The following is a 23126-nucleotide window of genomic DNA, read 5'->3' on the forward strand; positions in this document are numbered from 1 at the left end:
GCCCGAGAGAACAAAGAGATAGTTAGAACGACATGTCAGAACGTGAATTCACTGTGATCGAAAACGAATGGATCCGGCTGAAGGACGGTACCCGGCTTGCCGCCCGCATCTGGATGCCCACCGGCGCGGGAGCCGCGCCGGTTCCGGCCGTGCTCGAATACCTGCCCTACCGCAAGCAGGGCGGCACGAGTCTGCGCGACGAATCTACCTATCCCGTCTTTGCCGCCGCCGGCATTGCCGGCGTGCGCGTCGACATCAGAGGCTCCGGCGAAAGCGATGGCGTCATCGATGGCGAGTACACGCCGCGCGAACTTTCGGACGGGTGCGAAATCATCGAATGGATCGCGGCGCAGCCCTGGTCCAACGGCAAGGTCGGCATGATGGGTATCTCCTGGGGCGGCTTCAACTGCCTCCAGGTCGCCGCCCTGAAGCCGCCGGCCTTGAAGGCCGTCGTCTCCATCGCCTCGACGGTCGACCGCTACAACGACGACATCCACTACAAGAACGGCTGTCACCTCTCCGCCCAGCTTTCCTGGGCGGCGACCATGCTCGGCTACCAGTCGCGCTCGCCCGACCCTGCAATCGTCGGCGACCGCTGGAAGGAAATGTGGATGGAGCGGCTGGAGAACGAGCCCTATTTCATGGAGGAGTGGATGGAGCATCAGCGCCGCGACGCCTTCTGGCAGCACGGCTCTATCGCAGAGGATTTCGACGGGTTCGACGTGCCGGCGCTGGTGATTGCCGGCTGGGCCGACGGTTACCGCAACACGCCCTTAAAGGCAGTCGAGGGCCTCGGCGACAAGGCGAAGGCGCTGATCGGTCCCTGGGTGCATAAATATCCGCACTTCGCCTTCCCGAAACCGCGTGCCGATTTTCATGGCGAGGCGATCCGCTGGTGGAACCGCTGGCTGCGCGACGAGAAAAACGGCGCCGAAGACGGGCCGCAGGTGCGCGCCTATATTCTCGATGGCCCGCGCCCGTCGCTCCGGCGCGACAGCGATCCCGGCCGCTGGGTGGCGAAGGACGCCTGGGCATCGCCGGAAATGCAGCTTTTCGGCATCTCCCATGATGGCCGGCTGACGCCTTCGGCCGGCGGCACCGGCGTCGGCGAGATCTACCTGAAATCGCCGCTCGATACCGGAACGGCGTCCGGCGAATATTTCACCCTGAAGCCCGACGCCGAAATGGCCGGTGACCAGCGCATCGACGACGCCGGCTCGCTCACTTTCGAGACGGCGCCGCTGCTTGCCGCCGCCGACTATCTCGGCCAGCCGACGCTGACCGTCGATGTCAGCTGCCAGGCAGCAACCGCCAACCTCGCCGTGCGCCTCGTCGACGTGCATCCGGATGGCACCGCGACCCGCGTCGCCTTCGGCGTCCTGAACCTCGCGCACCGCGACGGCAACGAAAGCCCAAGGGCGATGGAGCCCGGCCGCAAGACGCGCATCACGCTGGTGCTCGACGCCTGTGGCTACCGCTTCCGCGCGGGCAACCGCATTCGCGTGTCGCTCTCCACCTCCTACTGGCCGCTGATCCTGCCATCACCCACGGAGCCGGGCCTCACGATCGACACATCAAGCCTGTCGCTGGCGCTGCCGCTGCTTGGCGCTCACCGCGAAATCGCCGTGCCCGAGCCGGAAAACCCCGATCCGCTGCCGAAATACCGCGAACTGACACGCGGTACATCGAGCCGCACCGTCGAGCGCGACATGACCCACGGCATGACCCACTACCGGATCTACGAGGACACCGGCCTCTCCGAACATCCTGAGACCGGCCTTGCCACCCAGGACATCCGCGACGAAACCTGGTCGATCGCGCCCGACGATCCGCTCTCGATGATCGGAACCTCGACCTGGACCTGTGTCGCCAAGCGCGACGGCTGGTCGGTGCGCACGGTCTCGACCTCGACGCTCCACTGCACCGAAAGCGAGTGGATCACCGAGGCTGAAGTCGTCGCCTATGAGGGTGACAGGCAGATCTTCGAGAAGCACTTCAAGAAGCGCATCCCTCGCGATTTCATGTGAGGTGCGCGCCAGGAACGGGCGGGCCGTTGGCCGCCGCCACGCCCGGTCCGGCAGCACTCTCTTGACTTCATCGGCAAGTCATTGTACCAATCGGTAAACACTTGACCGATTGGTACACAAATGCGCCACTTCTTCTCGCGTCACCAGCCTCCCGTTCATATCAACCGCGGCCTCATCGCCGGCATCGGCGGCCTTGTCGCCATTGCTGCCGTAGGCGCGCTCACCAATCTTGTCGGCCATCCCATGCTGATGGCGCCCTTCGGCGCCAGCTGCGTGCTGATTTTCTCGGTCGCATCAAGCCCTCTGTCGCAGCCGGCCAATGTCGTCGGCGGCCATGTCGTCGCCACCCTCGTCGGCCTGGTCTTGAGGGCCTTTTTCCCCAACGAATGGTGGGCGGTGGCGATCGCTGTCGGCGCGGCGATCGCGCTGATGGCGGCGCTGCGCATCACCCATCCGCCGGCGGGCGCCAATCCGCTCGTCGTCTTCGCCGCCGATCCCGGTTTCGAGTTCCTGCTCTTCCCGGTGCTCACCGGCTCGCTGATCCTCGTCGCGGTCGGCGCGCTGTTCCACCGCTTCGCCCGGGTCGAGTATCCGCTTGTGAGGAAACCGGCATGAGCCGCATCGTCGCCGAACGTCAGGACGTCATCGCCACGCTGGCGGAAATCTTCCGCGAGCATGGCTATGACGGCACCAGCCTCAGCCTGATCACCGAAAAGACCGGCCTTGGCAAAGGCAGCCTCTACCATTTTTTCCCCGGCGGTAAGGAGGAGATGGCCGAGGCCGTGCTCGGCGATATCGCCGCGTGGTTCCGCACCCACATCTTCGAAGCACTGCGCCACGCCGAAGATCCGGCGCAAGCGCTGGAGGCAATGTTTGCGGGCGTGGACAACTATTTCCGCCAGGGCCGCAGGCTCTGCCTGATGGGCGTGATCGCCGCAAGCGGCGCGCACGACCGTTTCGCCCGCGAACTCAACGGTTACTTCTCCGACTGGCGCGCCGATCTCGCTGCGACGCTTGAACGCGCCGGCACGCCAAAGGCGGAATGCAACCCGCTCGCCGAGGAAATCGTCGGCGGCATTCAGGGGGCGTTGATCCTCGCCCGCAGCCTTGACGATCCCGGCGCCTTCGGCCGGGTGCTCGTCCGGCTGAAGACGCGGTGCCTGCCCTTCCCGCCAAATTGACAAAAATCAGATCACCGCTTGAGCCTACCTTGACAAGCGCCTTCGCGCGCAGATATTAACCGATAAGTTAAATAACTCTACGGTTAAGGACTGGGCGCATTGGGGCGCCAAGCGAGGAGGCTTCATGACACCGGCGACCGCAAACGCAACGCGCAAGGACATCGGACTGGAAATCGTGCGCGACTTCGAAGCGCCGGTGAGCCTCGTCTTCAAGGTCTGGTCGACGCCCGAGCACATGCTGCGCTGGTGGGGACCGCGGGATTTCACGCCGCATTCGGTGAACATGGACTTCCGTCCGGGCGGCGCTTGGCGCGCCTGCATCCGCTCGCCCGAAGGCCAGGACTACTGGATGAGCGGCGTCTATCGCGAAGTGCGCGAGCCCGAAAAGCTCGTCTTCACCTTCGCCTGGGATGAAGACGGCGAGCCCGGCACCGACACGCTGGTCACGGTTTCCTTTGCCGATATCGGCGGCCGGACACGGCTGACCTTCCAGCAAACACCATTCGAGACCGTCGAGGAGCGCGACTCGCACCAGGAAGGCTGGGGCGAGTGCCTCGAGCGGCTCAAGGATTACCTCGAACATGTCTGAGATCGCAAACCTGCAAAGCCCTGTGACGCCCGGCCCTAGGGCGACCCGGCGCGAATGGATCGGGCTCGCCGTGCTGGCCCTGCCCTGCATGCTCTATTCCATGGACCTGACCGTGCTGAACCTCGCGGTCCCGCAACTGACCGAGGAGCTGAAGCCCTCCGCCGCCCAGCTTCTCTGGATCATCGACATCTACGGCTTCATGGTCGCGGGCTCCCTGATAACAATGGGAACGCTCGGCGACCGCATCGGCCGCCGGCGGCTGCTGATGATCGGTTCGATCGCCTTCGGCCTCGCCTCGATCTTCGCCGCATTTGCCTGGAACGCCGAAACCTTGATCCTCGCACGTGCCGTGCTCGGCGTCGCGGCGGCGACGCTTGCACCCTCCACCCTCTCCTTGATCCGCAACATGTTCCTGGACGACAGGCAGCGCACTTTCGCAATCGGCGTCTGGCTTGCCAGCTTCTCCGCCGGCGGTGCCATCGGGCCCGTTGTCGGCGGCCTCATGCTGTCGCAATTCTGGTGGGGCTCGGTCTTCCTTCTCGCCGTTCCCGTCATGGTGCTGATCCTGGTTCTCGTACCGATCCTGCTGCCGGAGTTCCGTGATCCCGAGGCCGGTCGGATCGACATCACCAGCGCCGGCCAGTCGCTCGTTGCCGTGCTTTCGGTGATCTACGGCGTGAAGCACATCGCCGAGGCCGGACTCGACACGACAGCGACCTTCTTCATTCTGCTCGGCATCGCCGTCGCGATCCTGTTTGCACGCCGCCAGCTCCGGCTTGCCGATCCGCTGATCGATCTGGCGCTGTTCAGGACGCTCACCTTCAGCGCCGCACTGGGCGTCAACATCCTCGGCATGTTCGTCGGCTTCGGCGCGTTCCTGTTCGTTGCGCAATATCTGCAGCTGGTTCTCGGGCTTTCGCCTTTCGTTGCCGGCCTCTGGTCGGTGCCGACAGGCGTCGCGATGATCGTCGCCTCGATGGGGGTGCCGGTGCTCGCAACGCGCTTTGCCGCCTCCAATCTGATCGCCTCCGGTTTCGTGCTGGCGGCCGTCGGTTTCGCGATCTGCACCCAGGTCGGCACATCGAGCAGCCCGCTGCTCGTCACGACGGGTCTCGTCGTCCTCTGCCTCGGCTTCGCCTCGATCGGAACCTTGACGACGGACATGATCGTCGGCTCGGCGCCGCCGGAACGCGCCGGCGCAGCCTCGGCGATCTCCGAGACCAGCTTCGAATTCGGCGGCGCGCTCGGCATTGCCGTGCTCGGCAGCCTGCTGACCTCGGCCTATCGCGGCCGCATGGACGGGCTGGTGGTAACCGGCCTGCCGGAAGAGACGATCGCCGCGGCCCGGCAGACGCTCGGCGGCGCGGTGGCCGTCGCCGCCGATCTACCGTCGGCTGAAGCCGAGCGTCTATTGACGGCGGCACGTGACGTCTTCACCCAGTCCTTCGCCTTCACCGCCTCGATCTGCGTATTCCTGTCGCTCGCCACCGCGCTCATGGCCTTCCTGCTCCTGCGCAAGGCGAGCGATGACGGCGACGGCAAGGCCACGGCGCTGGTCCACGAGGCAGCGCCCTCGGGCAACGTCGGATAACACCCGCGGCGCAAGTCGCCGCGGCATCAGAACGCAATCAACGCTGCACCCAGCAACGTGGGCCATCGGCCGGCGAACGGTGACATGCGCCCGAAGGGAGGAAACCGATGAAAAAGCTCTATCGCGGTAGCTGCCACTGCCGTGCCGTCACCTTCGAATGCCAGCTCGATCTCGCCCAGGGCGTTCGCCGCTGCAACTGTTCCTTCTGCGCCAAGACACGGATGCAGAAGGCCTTTGCCCTTCGCGAGGAGTTCGGGATCACCACCGGCAAGGACAAGCTCACGAGCTATCGGGCCGATAACTCGAGCTGGATCGAGGGCGACGTCGACCACTATTTCTGCAGCCGCTGCGGCGTCCGCCCCTTCTCGCGCGGCTACCACAAGGATTTTCTTGGCCACTTCTACGCAGTCAACGCCGCCTGCCTCGATGGCGTCAGCGACGCGGAACTGGGCGAAGCGCCCATTATCTATGAGAACGGCCGCGCTGACGACCATTTCAACCCACCGGAAGACACGCGCTTCATGTGAGGCGCGGTCCGCCGGGAGTTGTACCGCGTCAGGCGACGGTCAAGGCCCGCAGCGCGTCCAGCGCCCGTTCGGCATCCGCTTCCGGCACGAAGATGTGGTCGTGATAATAGGCCGCGATCACATTGGCGCTGATGCCCTCGCGCGTCAGCGCCACCGAGACAGCCGCCGTCAGACCAACGGCTTCCAGCGCCGAATGCACATTGAGCGTGATGCGCCGAAGCAGCGGACCGTAATCGAGCCCCGCCTCGTCCGCAGCACTGCGGGCAAGCACCAGCGTCAGCCCCTCGTCCTCGCGATAGGTGGCGAGCGGCTCCAGCGCCTGGTAGCGCGCCTGATCGCGGTAGGCGACGGTGCAGTAGACATAGGTCTGCGGAAACAGCACCGGGTTCATCGTCGCCAGCAGTTTTGCGAGATCCGTTTCGCCAGCCATGACATCTTCCCCGTTTGCGCATCTGATCGGCTGAAGTGGTAGCGGATCGTCACGTTGGCGTGAAGCACGCGATCGCGATTTGACCATTGTCATTCCCGTGAAAACATGAAGTCATCAAGCGCCTGGAGTGGAAACCGGGTGGTGGAGGAAATGATGGCGTTGCGCAGCAAGTCGGCACGTGCCTCTTACAGACCCCTCGGGATGCTGGTGGCTACCTTCGCCGCGCTGCTGGCGGCGGTACCGGTCGCCGCCGCCCAGGAACCGGCCGTCGTCATCCCACCGCCCTCGCTCGACGAGAAAGTGTCCGGCACGACGGAGATCGCCGTCTTTGCCGGCGGCTGCTTCTGGGGCGTTCAGGGCGTTTTCCAGCATGTCAAAGGCGTGAAAAAAGCCGTTTCGGGCTATTCCGGCGGCAGCGCTGCGACCGCCGACTACGAGACGGTCAGCGGCGGCAAGACCGGCCACGCGGAATCAGTGGAGGTCATCTACGATCCGCGCGAGGTGACCTATGGAGGATTGTTGCAGGTCTTCTTCTCCGTCGCCCACAACCCGACACAGCTCAATTACCAGGGCCCTGACCATGGCACCCAATACCGGTCGGCGCTCTTTGCCGTCACGGATGAGCAGAAGCGCATCGCCGACGCCTATATCGCCGAACTCGGCAAGTCACGCGCCTTCCCCGCGGCGATCGTTACGGAAGTCTCACCCTTTAGGGGATTCTACGCCGCCGAGGACTATCATCAGGATTTCCTGACGCGAAATCCGACGCACCGCTATATCGTCTACAACGACATGCCGAAGATCGAGAACTTGCGGGTGCTCTTCCCGCAGGCCTTCCGGGCAAACCCCGTGCTGGTGTTCAAGGCGAAAAGCTAGCTGATAGAAATAGCGTGACGCAGCTTTCCGCCCGGAACGGCAACGCACCAATTGTCAGCGGGTTCCTGCAAGTACCGCCACGCCCTCGGCCAGCCGCCGAAACCCTTCCCGCGCGCCGTCGCTCATGTGCCGCGCCCGCAGCCAGGCGTGGATCATCTGCGGCTCCTCGCGGAAGGTGACGTTGACGCCGGCCGTAGCAAGGCGCGCGGCATAGATCCGGGCGTCATCGCGCAAGGGATCGAAGAAGGCGCCGGTGATATAGGTCGGCGGCAAGCCCGAGAGATCCTTTTCCGCCAAGGGCGCTGCGAAGGGATTGTCGGCAGGCGCCTGCAGGATCTTGCGATAATAGCTGGTATCGGCGGTCGTCAGCCCCGGTGCTTCGGCCATCTCCACATAGGAGCCGGACACGAGGTCGCCACCGAGACCCGGATAGATCAGCACCTGGCCGACGATGCCGGCGAGCGCCTCCGCTCGCGCCTTGAGCACGATGCCGGCCGTGAGATTGCCACCGGCGCTGTCGCCGGCAACGACGACCGGGCGACCATCGGCGAGCAACTCCTGCAGCACCGCATAACAATCCTCGAAGGCCGCTGGCCAGACATGCTCGGGCGCCAGGCGATAATCGACCGATACCAGCTCTGCCCCAGCAAAATCCGCCAGCTCGGCGCAGATCGCATCATGGCTGTTAAGCGAACCGACGACGAAGCCGCCGCCATGGATGTAGTAGATGCGGGTCTTCGTCGAAACGGTCGCCGGCCAATAGCGCCAGATCGGGATGCGGCCATCGACGAGCCTATCCTCGCGGGTGAGACCGGCCGGGCTCGGCGCATCGAATTCGGCGCAAAGCGCGTCGTACCATTGGCGCTGCTGCTCGATCGAGGCATCGACCGCATCGGCCGGATAGAACGCCTCGCAGCGGCGGTGAAAGGCGAGGATCCCCTCCTCCGTCGGCATCGGCCGCTTCGTCATCTGGTCCACATCGTCCTCCTCTCATCCCGCTTTCGCGCAAGCTTAGCATCGGCACGCCCGCTCCCTGTTCGAAAACCGACATGACAGGAAAAAATCACCGACCGATCCGCTTGCGTTTCGGCGCTTGCCAGCCCTGCCCCGCACCTATTAACTCGCGCCATGGCCTTCACATTTCGACAGTTGCAGTATTTCGTCGCCGTCGCCGAGCAGGGTTCGATCACCCGTGCGGCGCAGAACCTTTCGATCTCGCAATCCTCGATCACCGAGGCGATCAAGGAGCTCGAAGGCGATCTCGGCGTCGAGCTCTTCGACCGCCATCCGCGCGGCCTGTCGATCACCCATAACGGCCACCAGTTCCTGCGCCACGCCACCAAGATCCTCTCCAATGTCTCCGACGCCCGACGCAGCTTTTCCGACAGCCGCGAGGAAACCGGCGGCAAGCTCAATCTTGGGGTCACCTCGCTTGTTGCCGGCTACGTGCTCTCCGATCTCTTGGCCCGCTACCGCCGCGCCTGCCCCGGCGTCGAGGTCAGCGCCATCGAGGACAACGGCTCCTATCTCGAACATCTCTTGATCGGCGGCGAGCTCGACGTCGCCGTCATGGTCATCTCCAACCTGCGCGATCGCATGGCGCTGCAGGCCGAAATCCTCGAGACATCGCCCTATCGTCTCTGGCTGCCGATCGGCCACCCTCTGGTCAGCGCCGACATCATCTCCGTCAGCGATATCGCCAAGGAACCGCTGATCATGCTGACGGTGGATGAAATCGAGGAGAACACCGGCAAATTGCTGTCGGCACTCGGCGCCCGCCCGCATGTGGCCTTCCGCACCCGCTCGGTGGAAGCGGTGCGCAGCCTGGTCGCAACCGGCGCCGGCATCGCGCTCCTGCCCGATCTCGTCTACCGCCCGTGGTCGCTTGAAGGTGACCGGATCGAAAGCCGCGACGTCTCCGGCGCGCTTCCCGTCGTGCAGGTCGGCATGGTCTGGCGCAAAGGCTCCGGCCTGCCGCAATCGGCGCGCGATTTCGTCGGCATCGCCGAGGCGCTTCGAAGCGCCCGCCCGCGTTAACCCACTGGATTTGTTTGCTTTCAGGCCGCTTCTGAGCGTTGATATCGGAAAAACCGAAAGCGACATTCTGTTTAATGAATTTGCGAATGCGGAGAAATCAAGGCACGCTTCATTCTGGGAACGAAGCCGTAAAATGCGGCTCAAAACTGGGAGAATTCAGATGAAGCAGATGCTTAAATCCTGCACGGCATTGACCCTGTCGCTTGGCCTTGTTGCCCCGGCATTCGCGCAGGAGCCGCTGAAGGAACTCGGCAAGGGTGAAGGCGAACTCTCCATCGTCGCCTGGGCCGGCTACATCGAGCGCGGCGACACCGACAAGAACTACGACTGGGTCACGGATTTCGAAAAGCAGACCGGATGCAAGGTCTCGGTCAAGACGGCCGCCACCTCGGACGAAATGGTCGCGCTGATGAATGAAGGCGGCTTCGACCTCGTCACCGCCTCCGGCGACGCCTCACTGCGCCTCGTTGCCGGCAAGCGCGTCCAGCCTGTTAACACCGATCTGATCCCGAGCTGGAAGACGATCGACGAGCGCATGCAGAACGCGCCGTGGTTCACGGTCAACGGCGTTCATTACGGCGTACCCTATGTCTGGGGCCCGAACGTGCTGATGTACAACAAGGACGCCTTCAAGGGCGAAACGCCGAAGAGCTGGAATGTCGTCTTCGAGGAAATGAACCTGCCCGACGGCAAGTCCAACAAGGGCCGCGTCCAAGCCTATGACGGTCCGATCCATGTGGCCGACGCCGCCAACTACCTGATGGCCCACAAACCCGAGCTCGGCATCAAGAATCCCTACGAACTCAACGAAGACCAGTACAAGGCGGCCCTCGATCTGCTTCGCGGCCAGCGCAAGCTGGTCGGCCGCTACTGGCACGACGCGATGATCCAGATCGACGACTTCAAGAACGAAGGCGTCGTCGCCTCCGGCTCCTGGCCGTTCCAGGTCAACCTGATGGAAGCCGAAAAGCTGCCGATCTCTTCGACCATTCCGGAAGAAGGCGTCACCGGATGGGCGGATACGACCATGCTGCATGCCGAAAGCGCCCATCCGAACTGCGCCTATATGTGGATGGAGCACTCGCTGTCGCCGAAGGTGCAGGGCGACGTCTCCGCCTGGTTCGGCGCCAACCCGTCCGTCGGTGCCGCCTGCAAGGGCAACGACCTTTTGACCGACGCCGGCTGCAAGACCAATGGCTATGAGGACTTCGACAAGGTCAAGTTCTGGAAGACGCCGGTTACGAAGTGCGAAAGCCAGGGCGAATGCGTGCCCTATCACCGCTGGGTCTCCGACTACATCGGCGTGATCGGCGGCCGCTGAGCCGTCGCGACCACATCGCAAGCATCGCCCCTCACCCTAGCCCTCTCCCCGCACGCGGGGAGAGGGAACGCCCCCGGCCAAGCCTCGGGCGTGACCTTTGAGGCAAGACGCCCGCCACGAGTCCCCTTCGCCCCGCCTGCGGGGAGAAGGTGCCCGGCAGGGCGGATGAGGGGCGCTTCCCCTCACCGCGGGGATGAGGGGCCACACTTTCCGGAGTACTTCAATGACCACCGCCGTTCTCTTCGACAATGTTTCCCGCCACTTCGGCGCCGTGCGCGCCGTCGATGGCGTGAACCTCGAAATCGCCGAGGGCGAATTCTTCGCCATGCTCGGTCCCTCCGGCTCGGGCAAGACCACGTGTCTCCGCCTGATGGCCGGCTTCGAGCAGCCGACCGGCGGCCATATCGAGATCTTCGGCGAGACGGCCGAGGGCGTGCCGCCCTATCGGCGTAGCGTCAACACGGTGTTTCAGGACTACGCCCTCTTCCCGCATCTCTCGATCCTCGACAACGTCGCCTACGGGCTGATGGTCAAGGGCGTCGGCCGCGAGGAACGCCGCAAGGCAGCCGAGGACGCGCTCGCCATGGTCAAGTTGCCGGGCTACGGCACTCGCCGCCCCGGACAACTCTCCGGCGGCCAGCGTCAGCGCGTGGCGCTCGCCCGGGCGCTCGTCAACAAGCCCAAGGTGCTTTTGCTCGACGAACCGCTCGGCGCGCTTGATCTGAAGCTGCGCGAGCAGATGCAGGAGGAGCTGAAGAGCCTGCAGAAATCGCTCGGCATCACCTTCGTCTTCGTGACCCACGACCAGGGCGAGGCGCTGTCCATGGCCGACCGCATCGCCGTCTTCAACGATGGCCGCATCCAGCAGCTCGGCAGCCCCGAAGACGTCTACAAGCAGCCGAAGACGCGGTTCGTTGCCGATTTCGTCGGTTCGTCCAACGTGCTGCCGGAAAAAATCTGCCAGCGGCTCGGTTTGAAGGCACCCTCCGCCAGCCTGCGCCCGGAGGCGATCTCCATCTCCACCCCGTGGACCGGCGCGCTCAGCCTTTCGGGCACCGTCTCGGCCCATAGTTTCCTCGGCGCCGTCAACCGCGTCGTCGTCGATGTCGATGGGGCCCGTGTCGCCGTCGCCAGCCCCGCAGCGCTCACCGTGCCTGCGGTCGGCAGCCCCGTCACCATCAGCTTCGCCGCCGACGAGCTGCACCCGATGGAGGACGCATGACCGCCTTTGCCGAACCCCTCGTTCTGCCCGAGCGCCGCGGCCCCGCCGGCCGCCTGTCGGACTTTTTCTGGAAGCACCCGCATCTGCTGCTGACGGTGATGCTTGCGCCGCCGCTGCTCTGGCTCGGCGTCGTCTATCTGGGCTCGCTCTTTGCGCTGTTGCTGCAGAGCTTCTTCTCGATCGACGATTTCTCCGGCCTGATCAATTACGAGTTCACGCTGGCGACCTATCGCCAGCTTTTGAGCGAAACCAATCTCGACATCATCCTGCGCACGGTGACGATGGCGGCAACCGTCACGCTCGCTTCCGCCGTCATCGCCTTCCCGATCGCCTATTACGCGGCGCGCTACGCGCAGGGAAAATGGAAGGTGCTCTTCTATCTCGGCGTCATGCTGCCGCTCTGGTCGAGCTATCTGGTCAAGATCTACGCCTGGAAGCTGATCCTCGCCAAGGAAGGCATCCTCACCTGGATCTTCGAAAAGCTGCACCTGCTCTGGCTGCTCGACGGTTGGCTGTCGCTTCCCGTCGTCGGCGGCAACTCGCTCTCGGTCAGCTATACCGGCACCTTCATCGTCTTCGTCTATGTCTGGCTGCCCTTCATGATCCTGCCGATCCAGGCAGCGCTCGAGCGCGTACCGGGCAACCTGATTGAGGCTTCCTCGGATCTCGGCGGCACGCCGGCGCAGACCTTCCGTCACGTGCTCTTTCCCTTAGCGCTGCCGGGCATCGTCGCCGGCTCGATCTTCACCTTCTCGCTGACGCTCGGCGACTACATCATCCCGCAGATCGTCGGCTCGTCCCGGCTGTTCATCGGCCAGGCGGTCTATGCTCAGCAGGGCACCGCCGGCAACATCCCGCTCGCCGCCGCCTTCACGGTGGTGCCGATCGTCATCATGGGCGCCTACCTGTTTGTGGCCAAACGCATGGGGGCTTTCGATGCGCTCTGATCGCTTGAACCGCTCGCCGATGGGCTTGAAGATCGCGGCCGCCGCCGGCCTTGCCTTCCTGCACCTGCCGATCCTATTGATCTTCCTCTACGCCTTTACGACGGAGGAAAAGAGCTACCAGTTCCCGCCGCCGGGGCTGACCGCGCAATGGTTCGCCGTTGCCTGGAACCGGCCCGACGTCTGGGCGGCGCTGACGCTCTCGGTCAAGGTCGCCGCGATAGCCACGTCGGTGGCGCTGGTGCTCGGCACGCTCTGTGCGGCCGCCGTCAGCCAGACGCGCTTCTTCGGCCGCGAGACGATCTCGCTGCTTGTCATCCTGCCGATCGCGCTTCCCGGCATCATCACCGGCATTGCGCTGCGCTCCGCCTTCTCGATGGCCGATATCCCCTTTTCCTTCTGGACCATCGTTCTCGGCCACGCGACCTTCTGCATCGTCGTCGTCTACAACAATGCGGTCGCCCGCTTCCGGCGGATATCAGGCTCGCTGATCGAAGCCTCGATGGATCTCGGCGCCGACGGCTTCCAGACCTTCCGCCACATCATCCTGCCGAACATCGGCACGGCGTTGCTCGCCGGCGGCATGCTCGCCTTCGCGCTGTCCTTCGACGAGGTGATCGTCACCACCTTTACCGCCGGCCAGCAATCGACCCTGCCGATCTGGATGCTCGAAGAGCTGATCCGCCCGCGCCAGCGCCCGGTGACCAATGTCGTCGCCATGGTCGTGGTGCTCGTCACCTTCCTGCCGATCCTCGGCGCCTACTACCTCACCCGCGACGGCGACCAGATCGCCGGTGCCGGCAAATAACTCGACTATCAAGGGAGAACAGACATGGACACCCAACTGCTGATCGGATCGCGCTTCGAAGCCGGCACCGAGGCCGACGAACACATCCTGAACCCGCGGACGGGCGGCAAGATCGTCGACCTGCCGGAAGCCTCGCATACCCAGGTCGAGGCGGCTGTCGACGCCGCCGAGCAGGCCTTCACCAGCTGGTCGCAGACCACGCCGGCCGAGCGCTCCAACTATCTGCTCAAGATCGCCGATGCGATCGAGAAGGATGCGGACGGCTTTGCAGCCCTTGAGGCGCTGAACTGCGGCAAGCCGATCAACGCGGTGAAGAACGACGAACTGCCGGCCATCGTCGACTGCTGGCGCTTCTTCGCCGGCGCCGTGCGCAACCTGCATGCGCCGACAGCTGGCGAATACCTGCCCGGCCACACCTCGATGATCCGCCGCGACCCGATCGGCATCGTCGGCTCGATCGCCCCCTGGAACTATCCGCTGATGATGATGGCCTGGAAGCTGGCGCCGGCAATCGCCGGCGGCAATACCGTCGTCTTCAAGCCCTCCGAGCAGACGCCGCTAACGGCGCTGAAGCTTGCCCGCGTGCTCGCCGACATCCTGCCGGAAGGCGTCGTCAACGTCATTTCCGGCCGTGGCGAAACCGTCGGCAATGCGCTGATCAACCATCCGAAGATCTCTATGGTCTCGATCACCGGCGACATCGCCACCGGCAAGAAGGTGCTGGCGGCCGCCGCCAAGACCGTCAAGCGCACGCATCTGGAGCTCGGCGGCAAGGCCCCTGTTATCGTCTATGACGACGCCGATCTCGAAGCGGTGGTCAATGGCATCCGCACCTTCGGCTACTACAATGCCGGCCAGGACTGCACCGCCGCCTGCCGCATCTATGCCGAGGCCGGCATCTACGAGAAGCTGGTCGCCGACCTTACCTCCGCCGTCTCGACCATCCGCTACAATCTTGCCGACGACACCGAAAACGAGATCGGCCCGCTGATTTCGCGCCGCCAGCGCGATCGCGTTGCAAGCTTCGTCGAGCGTGCCGCCGACCAGAAGCACATCGAGATCACCACCGGCGGCAGCGCCGGCAGCAGCGATGGCTTCTTCTTCCAGCCGACCGTGGTCGCCGGTGCCACCCAGGAGGACGAGATCGTCCGCCGCGAAGTCTTCGGCCCGGTTGTCTCGGTCACCCGCTTCACCGGCAAGGACGATGCGATCGCCTGGGCCAATGACAGCGACTACGGCCTCGCCTCCTCCGTCTGGACCAAGGACATCTCCCGGGCGATGAAGGCAGCCTCGCGGCTGCAATACGGCTGCACCTGGATCAACACCCATTTCATGCTGACCAACGAGATGCCGCATGGCGGCGTCAAGCAATCGGGCTACGGCAAGGACATGTCGGTCTATGCGCTCGAGGACTACACCGCCGTTCGCCACATCATGATCAACCACGGCTGAGGCGCACACGCGCCTGAGCTCGGCTCGCATATCGCATGCAAACGAAAACAAACGGGAGAAGTTTGCCATGTACCGTCGTCAATTGCTTGTTGCTGCAGGCGCTCTGAGCCTCAGCGCCCTGGTGCTCTCGCCGGCGGCCTTCGCCGCCGACGCCGCGCCGGATGTGGTCGCGGCCTATGTCGCGGCCTGGAACGCCCATGACTCGGCCAAGGCCGCATCCTACTTCGCCGACGACGTGACCTATTACGACGCGTCCGTCGGCAAGCCGGTCACCGGGAAAGATGCCGCCAAGACCGGCGTCATCGACAACTTCCTGAACGCGGTTCCCGATGCGGTCTGGACCATGAAGGGCGACCCAATCGCAGCCGGCGACAAGGTCTCCTTCGAATGGGAGTTCTCCGGCACCAACTCAGGCGCCTGGGCGGATGGCACGGCCGCGACCAACAAGAGCTTCAAGTTCACCGGCGCTTCGGTCTTCACCATCAAGGACGGCAAGATCGCCGCCCAGAACGACTATTACGACGCCCTCGGCTTCTACAAGCAGCTCGGTCTGATGTAACGGGCGGCGCTTAGCCTTGCGCATTGGCAGCCGCAAGCTCCGGCTTGTGGCTGCGCTCTCCTTTTGTCCGCAAATCATGATTGTAAAACTCATAAATGACTTGCGCCGCACGAAATCTTGAGTAACACGATCACCTTATGAGTTTCTGACCGCGCTCAGAAGGTGTTGCATGCTTGCAGGACAGCGTTCTTTCACGGCTGAGTTTCCGATCGGGCTTGCCCGGATGCGGGTGACGCCATGACGGTTGCCGTTTCCGAACCAGTCGTCGCGACAGGCGGCCCCAAGGCGCTGTCGGCCGCCTTTGCCGGCACCCATGCCTGGTGCAACGAGAAGATGGTGCTCTCGGACGAACTCTCCGACGGCGTTGCGCTGCCGGACTTCTTCGCCTCTGGCGCCTTCGACCGGGCGCTCGACGTCTACACGGAAAAATCCGGAGCCAGCGATCGGCGCGCCGTCGCCTCCATGTGGTCGCTCTATTATTTCTCGAGCCTCACCATCCCCTATCTGGTGGCGCGCGTGCTCGACCATCAGGTGCTCCCCGTCACCTTCGATCAGATGAAAGTGGCGCTTGCCGAAGACGGCCTGCCCCGAACCTTCGGCGTCGCCACATCGGGCGACTGGCAGGCGGGCGATGACACCGACGTCTTCGCGACGCTCGCACCGCTGATGCAAGGGCATCTGCGCGAGGTCGTCGGTTACCTCAAGTCCGTCGGCGGCATCGCCCCGAAACTCGCCTGGAACAATGCGCTCGTCTACATCGACTATGCGCTGCGGGCCTCGGGCATCGAGCCGCTGAACGCCCAGGCCGATGCCCTCATCGGCAGCAAGTCCCTGCCGGACGGCACGCCCAATCCCTTCTTCGATTGCCTCCGCCACGAGGAAGAAGACGGCGCTCGCGTCTGCCGCCGCAAGATCTGCTGCCTGCGCTACCTGCTGCCCGGCGTGCCGAGCTGCGGCAGCCTCTGCGCCCTTCCTAGCCAAAGGAACCAATAGGCTTGCCTCATCGCTGCATTTTCCAGACCGCCCGGCGGTTCTTCCTCGTCATCCTTGCTGCTCTGACGCTCGCAACCGCCGCCCATGCGGAAGGCCAATGGCCGATGACCGTCACCGATGCGATCGGCCGCGAGGTGACGCTCCCGGCAAAGCCCAAGGCGATCCTGCTCGGCAGCGGTTTCAATCTCGTCGCGCTGTCGCTGATCCATCCCGATCCCGTCAGCCTGCTTGCCGGCTGGTCCGGCGACATGAAGGGCGACAATCCCGAGATCTACGAAAGCTTCCGGCGGAAGTTTCCCGCGATCGCAGACGTCCCGCAGATCGACGACGGAACCGGCCCGGGCCTTTCCTTCGAGACGCTGCTGACGCTGAAGGCCGACCTTGCGATCCTCGCCAATTGGCAGGCCGACACCGAACCCGGCAAGCGCGCCATCGACTATCTGACCGGCATCGGTGTTCCTGTCATCGTCGTCGACTTCAACAATGATCCGCTGACGAGCACGCCGCGCATGATGCGCCTGCTCGGCAAGATCCTCGAACGGGACGAACAGGCAGACGCCTTCGCTCAGTTCTACGAGGACAAGCTGGCCTTGATCCGGGCGCGCCTCGCCGCCAGGCCGGAGCCACGCCCTCTGGTGCTGATGGACGCCTTCCCCCAGGCCGACCGCTGCTGCTGGGCCTATGGCACCGGCGGCCTCGGCGAGTTCCTGACGATTGCCGGCGGCCGCAACATCGCCGAAGGCACGCTGCCGCGGCCGGGCGGCACGGTCAACGCCGAGGCGGTCATGGCCGCCAATCCCGACATCTACATCGCTACCTCCTCGCCCGGCGGCAAGTACGGCACGCTCTCGATCGGCCCGGGTATCAGCGAAGACGAAGCGCAACAGACGCTCGCCCGCACGATCGAGGCGCCCGCCCTTTCGAGCATCCGCGCCGTACAGGAAAAGCGCGTCCATGGGCTTTGGAACTTCTTCAACGCCATCCCGCTCAACATCGTCGCGGCAGAGGCCTTCGCCGCCTGGATCCGGCCGGATCTCTTTTCCGATCTCGACCCGAAGAAAAGCCTTGCCGAGATCAACACCCGCTTCGCCGCGGTCCCGTTCGAAGGCACCTACTGGGTGGACCTGAAACCGGCGGACTAGCATCCGCTTTGTCCTCACCAGCAATAGAGTCCGTCCTTGGCCGAGAACCATCGGCTGCTGCTTATGGTCGCGTGTTGTCAGCCGCCGAGCACCCTATATAAGTGCGGTCACGGCCTTGCCTCTTGAGGGCAAGGACCGTCTAAAGCTTTGATCGGCTGCATGGTTTCCCTCTTGCATCGAATCCGATTCAAGGAATGATGCGGTGAGGAGGATCCGGATGCTTTGGTTGATTGCGTTACCGCTGGGTCTTGTCGTTGTGTATCTGGCAACGCGCTTCAGCCGTTTTCGCCAATGGGCGGAACCGATCCTCTCAGTTGCCGTAGCGGTCGGCCTGCTCGTCGCCTTCATCATCTGGTTCAGCGATCGCGACGGTCGCAAGCCCGCAGCACCTGAACCGGTCCAGACGACGCAGCCCGCGGGCCTGACCGCCGCCGACATTGCGCTTGATGGCCTGACCTTCGAGCAAAGCCAACCGGGACGAAGCTTCCGCCTGCGTGGCACGGTGACGAACAAGGGCCAGACGCTGCTCGAATATTTCCGCCTCTCCGTCACGCTGGAAGATTGCCCGGACGACGTCTGCCAGACGATCGGCGACGACGCGGCCCTCATTCTCGCCCGGGTGCCGGCCGGCCAGAGCCGGCCGTTCGAGACTTTCCTCACCTTTCCGAACCGCGAAGGCCAGAGCCTGACGGCGCCGAAATGGACGGCCGACATCGTCGAGGTCCGCGGCACAAACCGGTGAACAGCGGGTGCAATGCCCGGAATGCGACACAATTCCGGCGGAAACCCGCTTCAAAGTTTATCAGGAATCGCTTGTGAACAGCGCGCGCTCAGCGATTCGACAGGAGAGTGGGACACTCTAGGCGGCGTCCGGACGGCGTAGGGCTTCGACGAAGGCAACCGTCGTCGTCACCTCGGCGAACTCGGCGCGCAAGGTCGCGACATGGGCCCGGTGGACATCCCGGGCCGCGATTACCGTTCCATCTCCATCCGGCTGGTCGAAGCAATCGCACGCATCCTCGACGAGGATCATGCGGTAGCCGAGATTGGCGCCAACGCGCACCGAGGTGGAGACACACATGTCGGTCGAGATGCCGAAGGTAACGACTGTATCGACGCCGAGACGCCGAAGCCTGAGGTCGAGATCGGTACCGATGAAGGCCGCGTTGACGCTCTTGGTGACGAGTGGTTCGCCGGCCTGCGGCTCGAAGCCGGGCCGGAAGGCATTGCCGGGTGCACCGGCTCCAAGCGTCGAGCCCGGCATGACGCTGTCATTGCGGACATGGATCACCGGCCGGCCGGCCGCGCGCCAGGCGGCAAGCAGAGTGAGACCGTTCCGGTCGATATCGGCATTCCATCGGCGCGGCCAGGGGGCGCTGTCGAAAGCCTGCTGCATGTCGATCGGCAGCAGCACGGCATTGTCGGGCACGACTGGTATTTTCATGGCAAAGCTCCTTCGTTGCGAGAAGGAAGCTATCTGTCCTATCGTCCGGTTTCACTGGACAATATGTCGCCAAACCGGACAAACGTCCGGACTTCGCGCAAAAGGAGATACAATTTGACGGAACTCGACGACAAGGATCGGCTGCTGCTGGCAGCGCTTCGCCAGGATTCACGCCAGAGCCTGGTGGCGCTCGCCCGACATGCCGGCCTCTCGCGCAGCGGCGTGCACGAGCGTCTGCGGCGCCTCGAAGCCAAGGGCGTCGTCGCCGGCTACACCATCCGTCTCGGCGTCGAGGACAAGAACCCGACGGTCAGGGCCTTGGTCGCCATCACGTTCCAGTCCAGCAAGAATTGCGACCACATCGTGCCGCACCTTTCCGCCATGTCGCCGGTCGTCACATGCTGGTCGCTCGCCGGCTCCACCGATCTGATGGTGCTCGTCGAATGCGCTACGAACGGCGACCTCGACACGATCCGCCGGCAGATTTCCCTGATCCCGGGTATCGCCACTGTGCAGACGCATGTGGCGCTCCGGACCCATTTCGATCGCAGAGATTAGGTGGGACGGCCTCGGCCGATCCCACTCGGTTGATGAGATGGATCAGACCGGTCGGCTGATCTCGTCGAGATACCAGTTGATGTAACGAAGCTCGTTATGCTCCATCGGCGCGATCGGACCCGGCACGAAATAGTGCGAGCGCACGCCGCGCGACGTGTGCTCGATGATCGCCTTGTCCTCCTCGGTCGTCACCTTCCACAGCCAGGTCAACCTGTCGAGATCGTAGTCGCACCCTTCCTCGGCCTTGCCGTCGACCAGCCAGATCAGCTCCATCTCCGACGTCTCCGCCGTCTTCGGGATGAAACGGTAGATCATGCCATGATCGGGATAGCAGACGAGGAAAGTGGTGCCGCCCAAGTGGATCGAGGTGACGCCGCCGTCGAAATCGCTGAAACGCCCCATGAGCCGGCTCAGCGCCTGGCCGTCCTTGCTGCCGGTCTTGGCGCCGTCATAGAGCGGATAGCGGAAGGCGTGCACCGCCTCCTTCCCCGTGACAGATGTCTGCCAATGGTTGCCGGAGCCGACCTCGATGCCGAGTTCGCAGGTGCGCGCCTCCATCCGGGCGTTCAGTTCCTCGATCATGTGCAGCGGCTGTTCCAGCGCATGCGTTTCGGAATATTCCGGATGCGCCGGACCGCAGTGATAGCACTCGACATAGTTCTCGACCGCGAGCTTCCAGTTGGCATCGACCGGATAGGTCTGGCGATGGGCGATCTTGGCCGACCCCCAGCCATATTGCCCGCAGGTCGCGTGCAGGAGATGCTCGACATCGCTGAAATCGAGCGGCTGGTCGGCGAATGAGATGAAGATCAGCCCTTCGATGACACGCACATGGAGCTTCTTCAGCCCATGGTCTTCGCGCCGGAAATCCTTCGGCATCAACCGCGCCGCCTTCAGCGCGCCGTCATTGCCATAGGTCCAGGCATGGTAAGGGCAGACGAAGGCGCGGGCATTGCCCTTCTTCTTGGCGCAGACCTCGGCGCCGCGATGGCGGCAGACATTGAGCATCGCGTGGATCTCGCCACTGGCCGTGCGGGTGACGATCACCTGCTCGGAGGCCATGCGGAACACCTCGAAGTCATTGACGTTCGGGATCGCGCTCTCGTGCGCCACGCAGTGCCAATGGCGGCGGAAGAGGCGCTCAAGATCGCGTTCATAAATCTCCGGGTCGAGATAGAAGGCGCGCGCCAACCCATGGCCGGGACGATGGGCGGCAATCAACTGGTCGATGCGGTCGCCGGTGACAGTCGTAGTCTTGAGCTCCGAAACGAGCATGGGGTTGAACTCCAACAATTGGACCGGAAGGACCGCGTTCCGGCGCGCGTGTAAATTTCATCGGGCACCGGATGGCGCGCCCCCTGCCGTTGGTGCGAGATCCGCCCCTCACCCTGACCCTCTCCCCGCGCGCGGGGAGAGGGGAAAGTAGCCGTTTGCGCCAGGACATCCGCCCCGCCCAGGTCCGCGCCAGCATCGCGGCGCGTTTCCCTTCCCTCGTCTGCTCTCTTGGAGCGCGACGTCGAAAGGCGCCGCCTCCTCTCGCCTCGCCGCCTGAGGCTTGGGGCTGGCCAGGCGTCTCCTTCTCCCCGTCAGAACGGGGAGAAGGTGGCCGGCAGGCCGGATGAGGGGCGCCTTCCCCCACCACGCGAACGAGGGGCAGCTTCAAGCACCTACGCCTCCGTCCCCAATGCAAACGCCATCGCTCGCGAACTTCGGCGACACCTCAGCTCGACGTAGTCCTTGCAATCTGTAGATGACGGATCGGCCAGACCTGGCCCCCGCTGCCCCCGCCCCGCGACCGGGGCGGAGAGCTAAACTCAGCAGAAGATCTGGAACCTCTCCCTGATCGCCCGATCGATATCCGGCGCGATCACCGAAGGGGCTGCTTCGGCCAGAATGCGGTTTTTCCTCTCGATCGCCCGCGCCACCAGATCGGGGCGGCCGATCTCGACCCATTCCTTCGGGCTCGTGCGATCGGCGACCGCCGGATAGATGTATTCCGTCTGCATCAGCCCAAGCGTCTGCGGATGGCCGAGATAGTGACCGGGGCCATCGAGGCAGACCGAGCGCATGGTCTCGAGCGAGACCGAATCCTCCGTCACGTCGATGCCGCGGATGCAGCGCTGCACCTGGCCGAGCAGATCGTCGCCGAGCACCAGCGACTCCAGGCAGAAGCCGAGCAGCGAGGCATGCATGCCGACGGCCTCATAGACCATGTTGAGGCCGGAAAGCCCGGCCATGACATTGGAGATCGCCTGCTCCCAGCCGGCCTGCATATCCGGTAGCTTGGCGTCGGCAATGCCGGCAGCGGCCCCACCGGGCAGGCGGTAGAACTGGTGCATCTGCGCGCAGCCGGCCGTCAGCAGCGCCTGCTCGCCGGAGCCGCCGGACATCGCCCCGGTGCGTAGATCCGAGACGAACGGCCAGGTGCCGAAGACTGCGGGATGGCCGGGCGACATGGCGTTGACATAGACGACGCCCGCCAGGCATTCGGCGACCGCCTGGACAATCGCGGTTGCCAGCGGCGCCGGTGCGGTCGCACCCGCCTGGCCGGCCGAAAGTAAGAGGATCGGCATCCCGGCGCGGATGCACTTTTCCATGGTGATGCAGCTTTCCTCGGCAAACTTCATCGGCGGCACGACGAAGCAGTTCGAGTTGGAAACGAAGGGCCGCGCCCGCCACTTGTCCTCGCCGCCGGCGATCATGTGGATGAGATCGAAGCAACCATCGACATGCGAAGGATCGGAAAAGCTGGTGCCCACGTGCTTGGTAGTGCCGGCGCAGCAGGCATAGAGCGTGTTGACGTCCATCAGGAAGTTGTCGGCTACATCGCGACAGACCATGGCGCGCTGGAAGAAGTGCACGTTGTCGAGGTGATGGACGAGCTGTGCGGCGTTCAATAGGTCCTTGGCGGTGGACTCGCGATATTCGCGTTTCTCGACGTCGACGATATGCACCGCAGCACCGGCCGTGCCGTAATAGACGCGGGTGCCGCTGAGTTCGAGATCCTGCTTCGGATCGCGGGCATGAAGCGTGATGTCGCGCGCGGCGATCGCCAGCATGTCCTCGACCAGGGCACGCGGGAAGCGGATGCGCCCATCGTCGCCGAGAATGGCGCCTGCGGCGGTCATGATCTCGATGCCCGATTTCGGCGCGTTGGCGAGCCCGATCTGTTCGAGCGCATCGAGCGCCGCCTCATGGATGCGCTTCACGCCGGCATCGGTCAGCGGCTTGTATTGCCCGCCGGAAAGGCCGGGCCGCACCGGCCGGATGTTTTCGGCCAGCGGCGCCGAACGCAGCGCCACCCGCGCCGCCCGCCCGCCGGACCGTCTCGAAGCCGCAACTGCACAATCGTCAGCCATCATCATCTCCCAATGGGGCAGCTTGCCCCCTCATTCGCGCGGTGAGATTAAAGCCCCTCATCCGCC

Annotated in this window: 23 protein-coding genes; 18 read left to right on the forward strand and 5 right to left on the reverse strand. The window is 64.2% G+C overall.

Annotated elements, in window-relative coordinates; genetic code table 11:
• Positions 1-32 precede the first annotated feature (32 nt).
• The 6 genes from ACN9MO_RS11755 (at position 33) to ACN9MO_RS11780 (ending at position 5915) form a co-directional block, all read left to right on the forward strand.
• Positions 33-2027: a CocE/NonD family hydrolase gene (locus tag ACN9MO_RS11755; protein WP_113133010.1), complete on the forward strand. Its 1995-nt coding sequence runs from the start codon at positions 33-35 to the stop codon at positions 2025-2027.
• Between the two features lie 120 nt (positions 2028-2147).
• Entirely contained in the window at positions 2148-2642 is a 495-nt protein-coding gene (locus tag ACN9MO_RS11760; RefSeq protein ID WP_057253288.1) for an HPP family protein, read from the forward strand.
• Positions 2639-3208, forward strand: coding sequence for a TetR/AcrR family transcriptional regulator (locus ACN9MO_RS11765; protein WP_113133011.1), 570 nt, complete (start codon positions 2639-2641; stop codon positions 3206-3208). Before ACN9MO_RS11760 ends, ACN9MO_RS11765 begins: the two co-directional genes overlap by 4 nt.
• A gap of 124 nt (positions 3209-3332) precedes the next feature.
• A complete protein-coding gene (locus tag ACN9MO_RS11770; protein WP_113133012.1) occupies positions 3333-3797 on the forward strand; it encodes an SRPBCC domain-containing protein in 465 nt (154 codons plus the stop codon).
• A complete protein-coding gene (locus tag ACN9MO_RS11775) occupies positions 3790-5388 on the forward strand; it encodes an MFS transporter (RefSeq protein ID WP_425984949.1) in 1599 nt (532 codons plus the stop codon). The genes ACN9MO_RS11770 and ACN9MO_RS11775 overlap by 8 nt, the downstream gene beginning before the upstream one ends.
• Positions 5389-5495: 107 nt before the next feature.
• Positions 5496-5915 (forward strand): GFA family protein, encoded by a 420-nt coding sequence (locus ACN9MO_RS11780; protein WP_113133014.1) that lies wholly within the window; start codon positions 5496-5498, stop codon positions 5913-5915.
• 28 nt (positions 5916-5943) lie between these two features.
• Here ACN9MO_RS11780 and ACN9MO_RS11785 read toward each other — a convergent pair whose 3' ends face one another.
• Positions 5944-6345: an ACT domain-containing protein gene (locus ACN9MO_RS11785; protein WP_113133015.1), complete on the reverse strand. Its 402-nt coding sequence runs from the start codon at positions 6343-6345 to the stop codon at positions 5944-5946.
• Between the two features lie 153 nt (positions 6346-6498).
• Here ACN9MO_RS11785 and msrA point away from each other — a divergent pair, with 153 nt between their 5' ends.
• The gene (gene msrA, locus ACN9MO_RS11790) at positions 6499-7221 is read left to right on the forward strand and encodes a peptide-methionine (S)-S-oxide reductase MsrA (RefSeq protein WP_425984953.1); all 723 of its coding nucleotides are present in this window, start codon (positions 6499-6501) and stop codon (positions 7219-7221) included.
• 54 nt (positions 7222-7275) lie between these two features.
• Here msrA and ACN9MO_RS11795 read toward each other — a convergent pair whose 3' ends face one another.
• Complete coding sequence (locus ACN9MO_RS11795) at positions 7276-8190, reverse strand: alpha/beta hydrolase (RefSeq protein WP_162733649.1); 915 nt, start codon at positions 8188-8190, stop codon at positions 7276-7278.
• A gap of 159 nt (positions 8191-8349) precedes the next feature.
• Here ACN9MO_RS11795 and ACN9MO_RS11800 point away from each other — a divergent pair, with 159 nt between their 5' ends.
• The 10 genes from ACN9MO_RS11800 (at position 8350) to ACN9MO_RS11845 (ending at position 18441) form a co-directional block, all read left to right on the forward strand.
• Positions 8350-9258 (forward strand): LysR family transcriptional regulator, encoded by a 909-nt coding sequence (locus ACN9MO_RS11800; protein ID WP_029742595.1) that lies wholly within the window; start codon positions 8350-8352, stop codon positions 9256-9258.
• Between the two features lie 160 nt (positions 9259-9418).
• Complete coding sequence (locus tag ACN9MO_RS11805; protein ID WP_057253277.1) at positions 9419-10579, forward strand: ABC transporter substrate-binding protein; 1161 nt, start codon at positions 9419-9421, stop codon at positions 10577-10579.
• A gap of 223 nt (positions 10580-10802) precedes the next feature.
• Positions 10803-11801 (forward strand): ABC transporter ATP-binding protein, encoded by a 999-nt coding sequence (locus tag ACN9MO_RS11810; RefSeq protein WP_057253275.1) that lies wholly within the window; start codon positions 10803-10805, stop codon positions 11799-11801.
• Positions 11798-12748, forward strand: a complete 951-nt coding sequence (locus ACN9MO_RS11815; protein WP_057253272.1) for an ABC transporter permease — start codon at positions 11798-11800, stop codon at positions 12746-12748. The genes ACN9MO_RS11810 and ACN9MO_RS11815 overlap by 4 nt, the downstream gene beginning before the upstream one ends.
• Positions 12738-13553, forward strand: coding sequence for an ABC transporter permease (locus tag ACN9MO_RS11820; RefSeq protein ID WP_057253270.1), 816 nt, complete (start codon positions 12738-12740; stop codon positions 13551-13553). Before ACN9MO_RS11815 ends, ACN9MO_RS11820 begins: the two co-directional genes overlap by 11 nt.
• 24 nt (positions 13554-13577) lie before the next feature.
• Positions 13578-15005, forward strand: a complete 1428-nt coding sequence (locus tag ACN9MO_RS11825; RefSeq protein WP_057253268.1) for a gamma-aminobutyraldehyde dehydrogenase — start codon at positions 13578-13580, stop codon at positions 15003-15005.
• A 67-nt stretch (positions 15006-15072) separates the two neighbouring features.
• Entirely contained in the window at positions 15073-15564 is a 492-nt protein-coding gene (locus ACN9MO_RS11830) for an ester cyclase (protein ID WP_057253266.1), read from the forward strand.
• A 237-nt stretch (positions 15565-15801) separates the two neighbouring features.
• Positions 15802-16557: a siderophore-iron reductase FhuF gene (gene fhuF / locus ACN9MO_RS11835; RefSeq protein ID WP_057253264.1), complete on the forward strand. Its 756-nt coding sequence runs from the start codon at positions 15802-15804 to the stop codon at positions 16555-16557.
• A 104-nt stretch (positions 16558-16661) separates the two neighbouring features.
• The gene (locus ACN9MO_RS11840) at positions 16662-17699 is read left to right on the forward strand and encodes an ABC transporter substrate-binding protein (RefSeq protein WP_244495707.1); all 1038 of its coding nucleotides are present in this window, start codon (positions 16662-16664) and stop codon (positions 17697-17699) included.
• Positions 17700-17916: 217 nt separating this feature from the next.
• Positions 17917-18441 carry a DUF3426 domain-containing protein gene (locus tag ACN9MO_RS11845; RefSeq protein WP_057253261.1) on the forward strand — a complete coding sequence of 175 codons (525 nt, stop codon included), beginning with the start codon at positions 17917-17919 and terminating at the stop codon, positions 18439-18441.
• A gap of 117 nt (positions 18442-18558) precedes the next feature.
• Here the strand turns inward: ACN9MO_RS11845 and ACN9MO_RS11850 are convergent, their stop codons facing one another.
• The gene (locus tag ACN9MO_RS11850) at positions 18559-19143 is read right to left on the reverse strand and encodes a cysteine hydrolase family protein (RefSeq protein ID WP_113133016.1); all 585 of its coding nucleotides are present in this window, start codon (positions 19141-19143) and stop codon (positions 18559-18561) included.
• Between the two features lie 114 nt (positions 19144-19257).
• On the opposite strand from ACN9MO_RS11850, the gene ACN9MO_RS11855 reads away from it, so the two are divergent.
• Positions 19258-19701, forward strand: a complete 444-nt coding sequence (locus ACN9MO_RS11855; RefSeq protein WP_093234395.1) for an Lrp/AsnC family transcriptional regulator — start codon at positions 19258-19260, stop codon at positions 19699-19701.
• 42 nt (positions 19702-19743) lie between these two features.
• Here the strand turns inward: ACN9MO_RS11855 and ACN9MO_RS11860 are convergent, their stop codons facing one another.
• Both ACN9MO_RS11860 and ACN9MO_RS11865 read right to left on the reverse strand, forming a co-directional pair.
• Positions 19744-20976 (reverse strand): aromatic ring-hydroxylating oxygenase subunit alpha, encoded by a 1233-nt coding sequence (locus ACN9MO_RS11860; RefSeq protein ID WP_057253257.1) that lies wholly within the window; start codon positions 20974-20976, stop codon positions 19744-19746.
• Between the two features lie 539 nt (positions 20977-21515).
• Positions 21516-23060, reverse strand: a complete 1545-nt coding sequence (locus ACN9MO_RS11865) for a trimethylamine methyltransferase family protein (RefSeq protein WP_057253255.1) — start codon at positions 23058-23060, stop codon at positions 21516-21518.
• Positions 23061-23126 lie beyond the last annotated feature (66 nt).

The organism is Ensifer sp. R-19, assembly GCF_049905105.1.
Taxonomy (GTDB): domain Bacteria; phylum Pseudomonadota; class Alphaproteobacteria; order Rhizobiales; family Rhizobiaceae; genus Ensifer.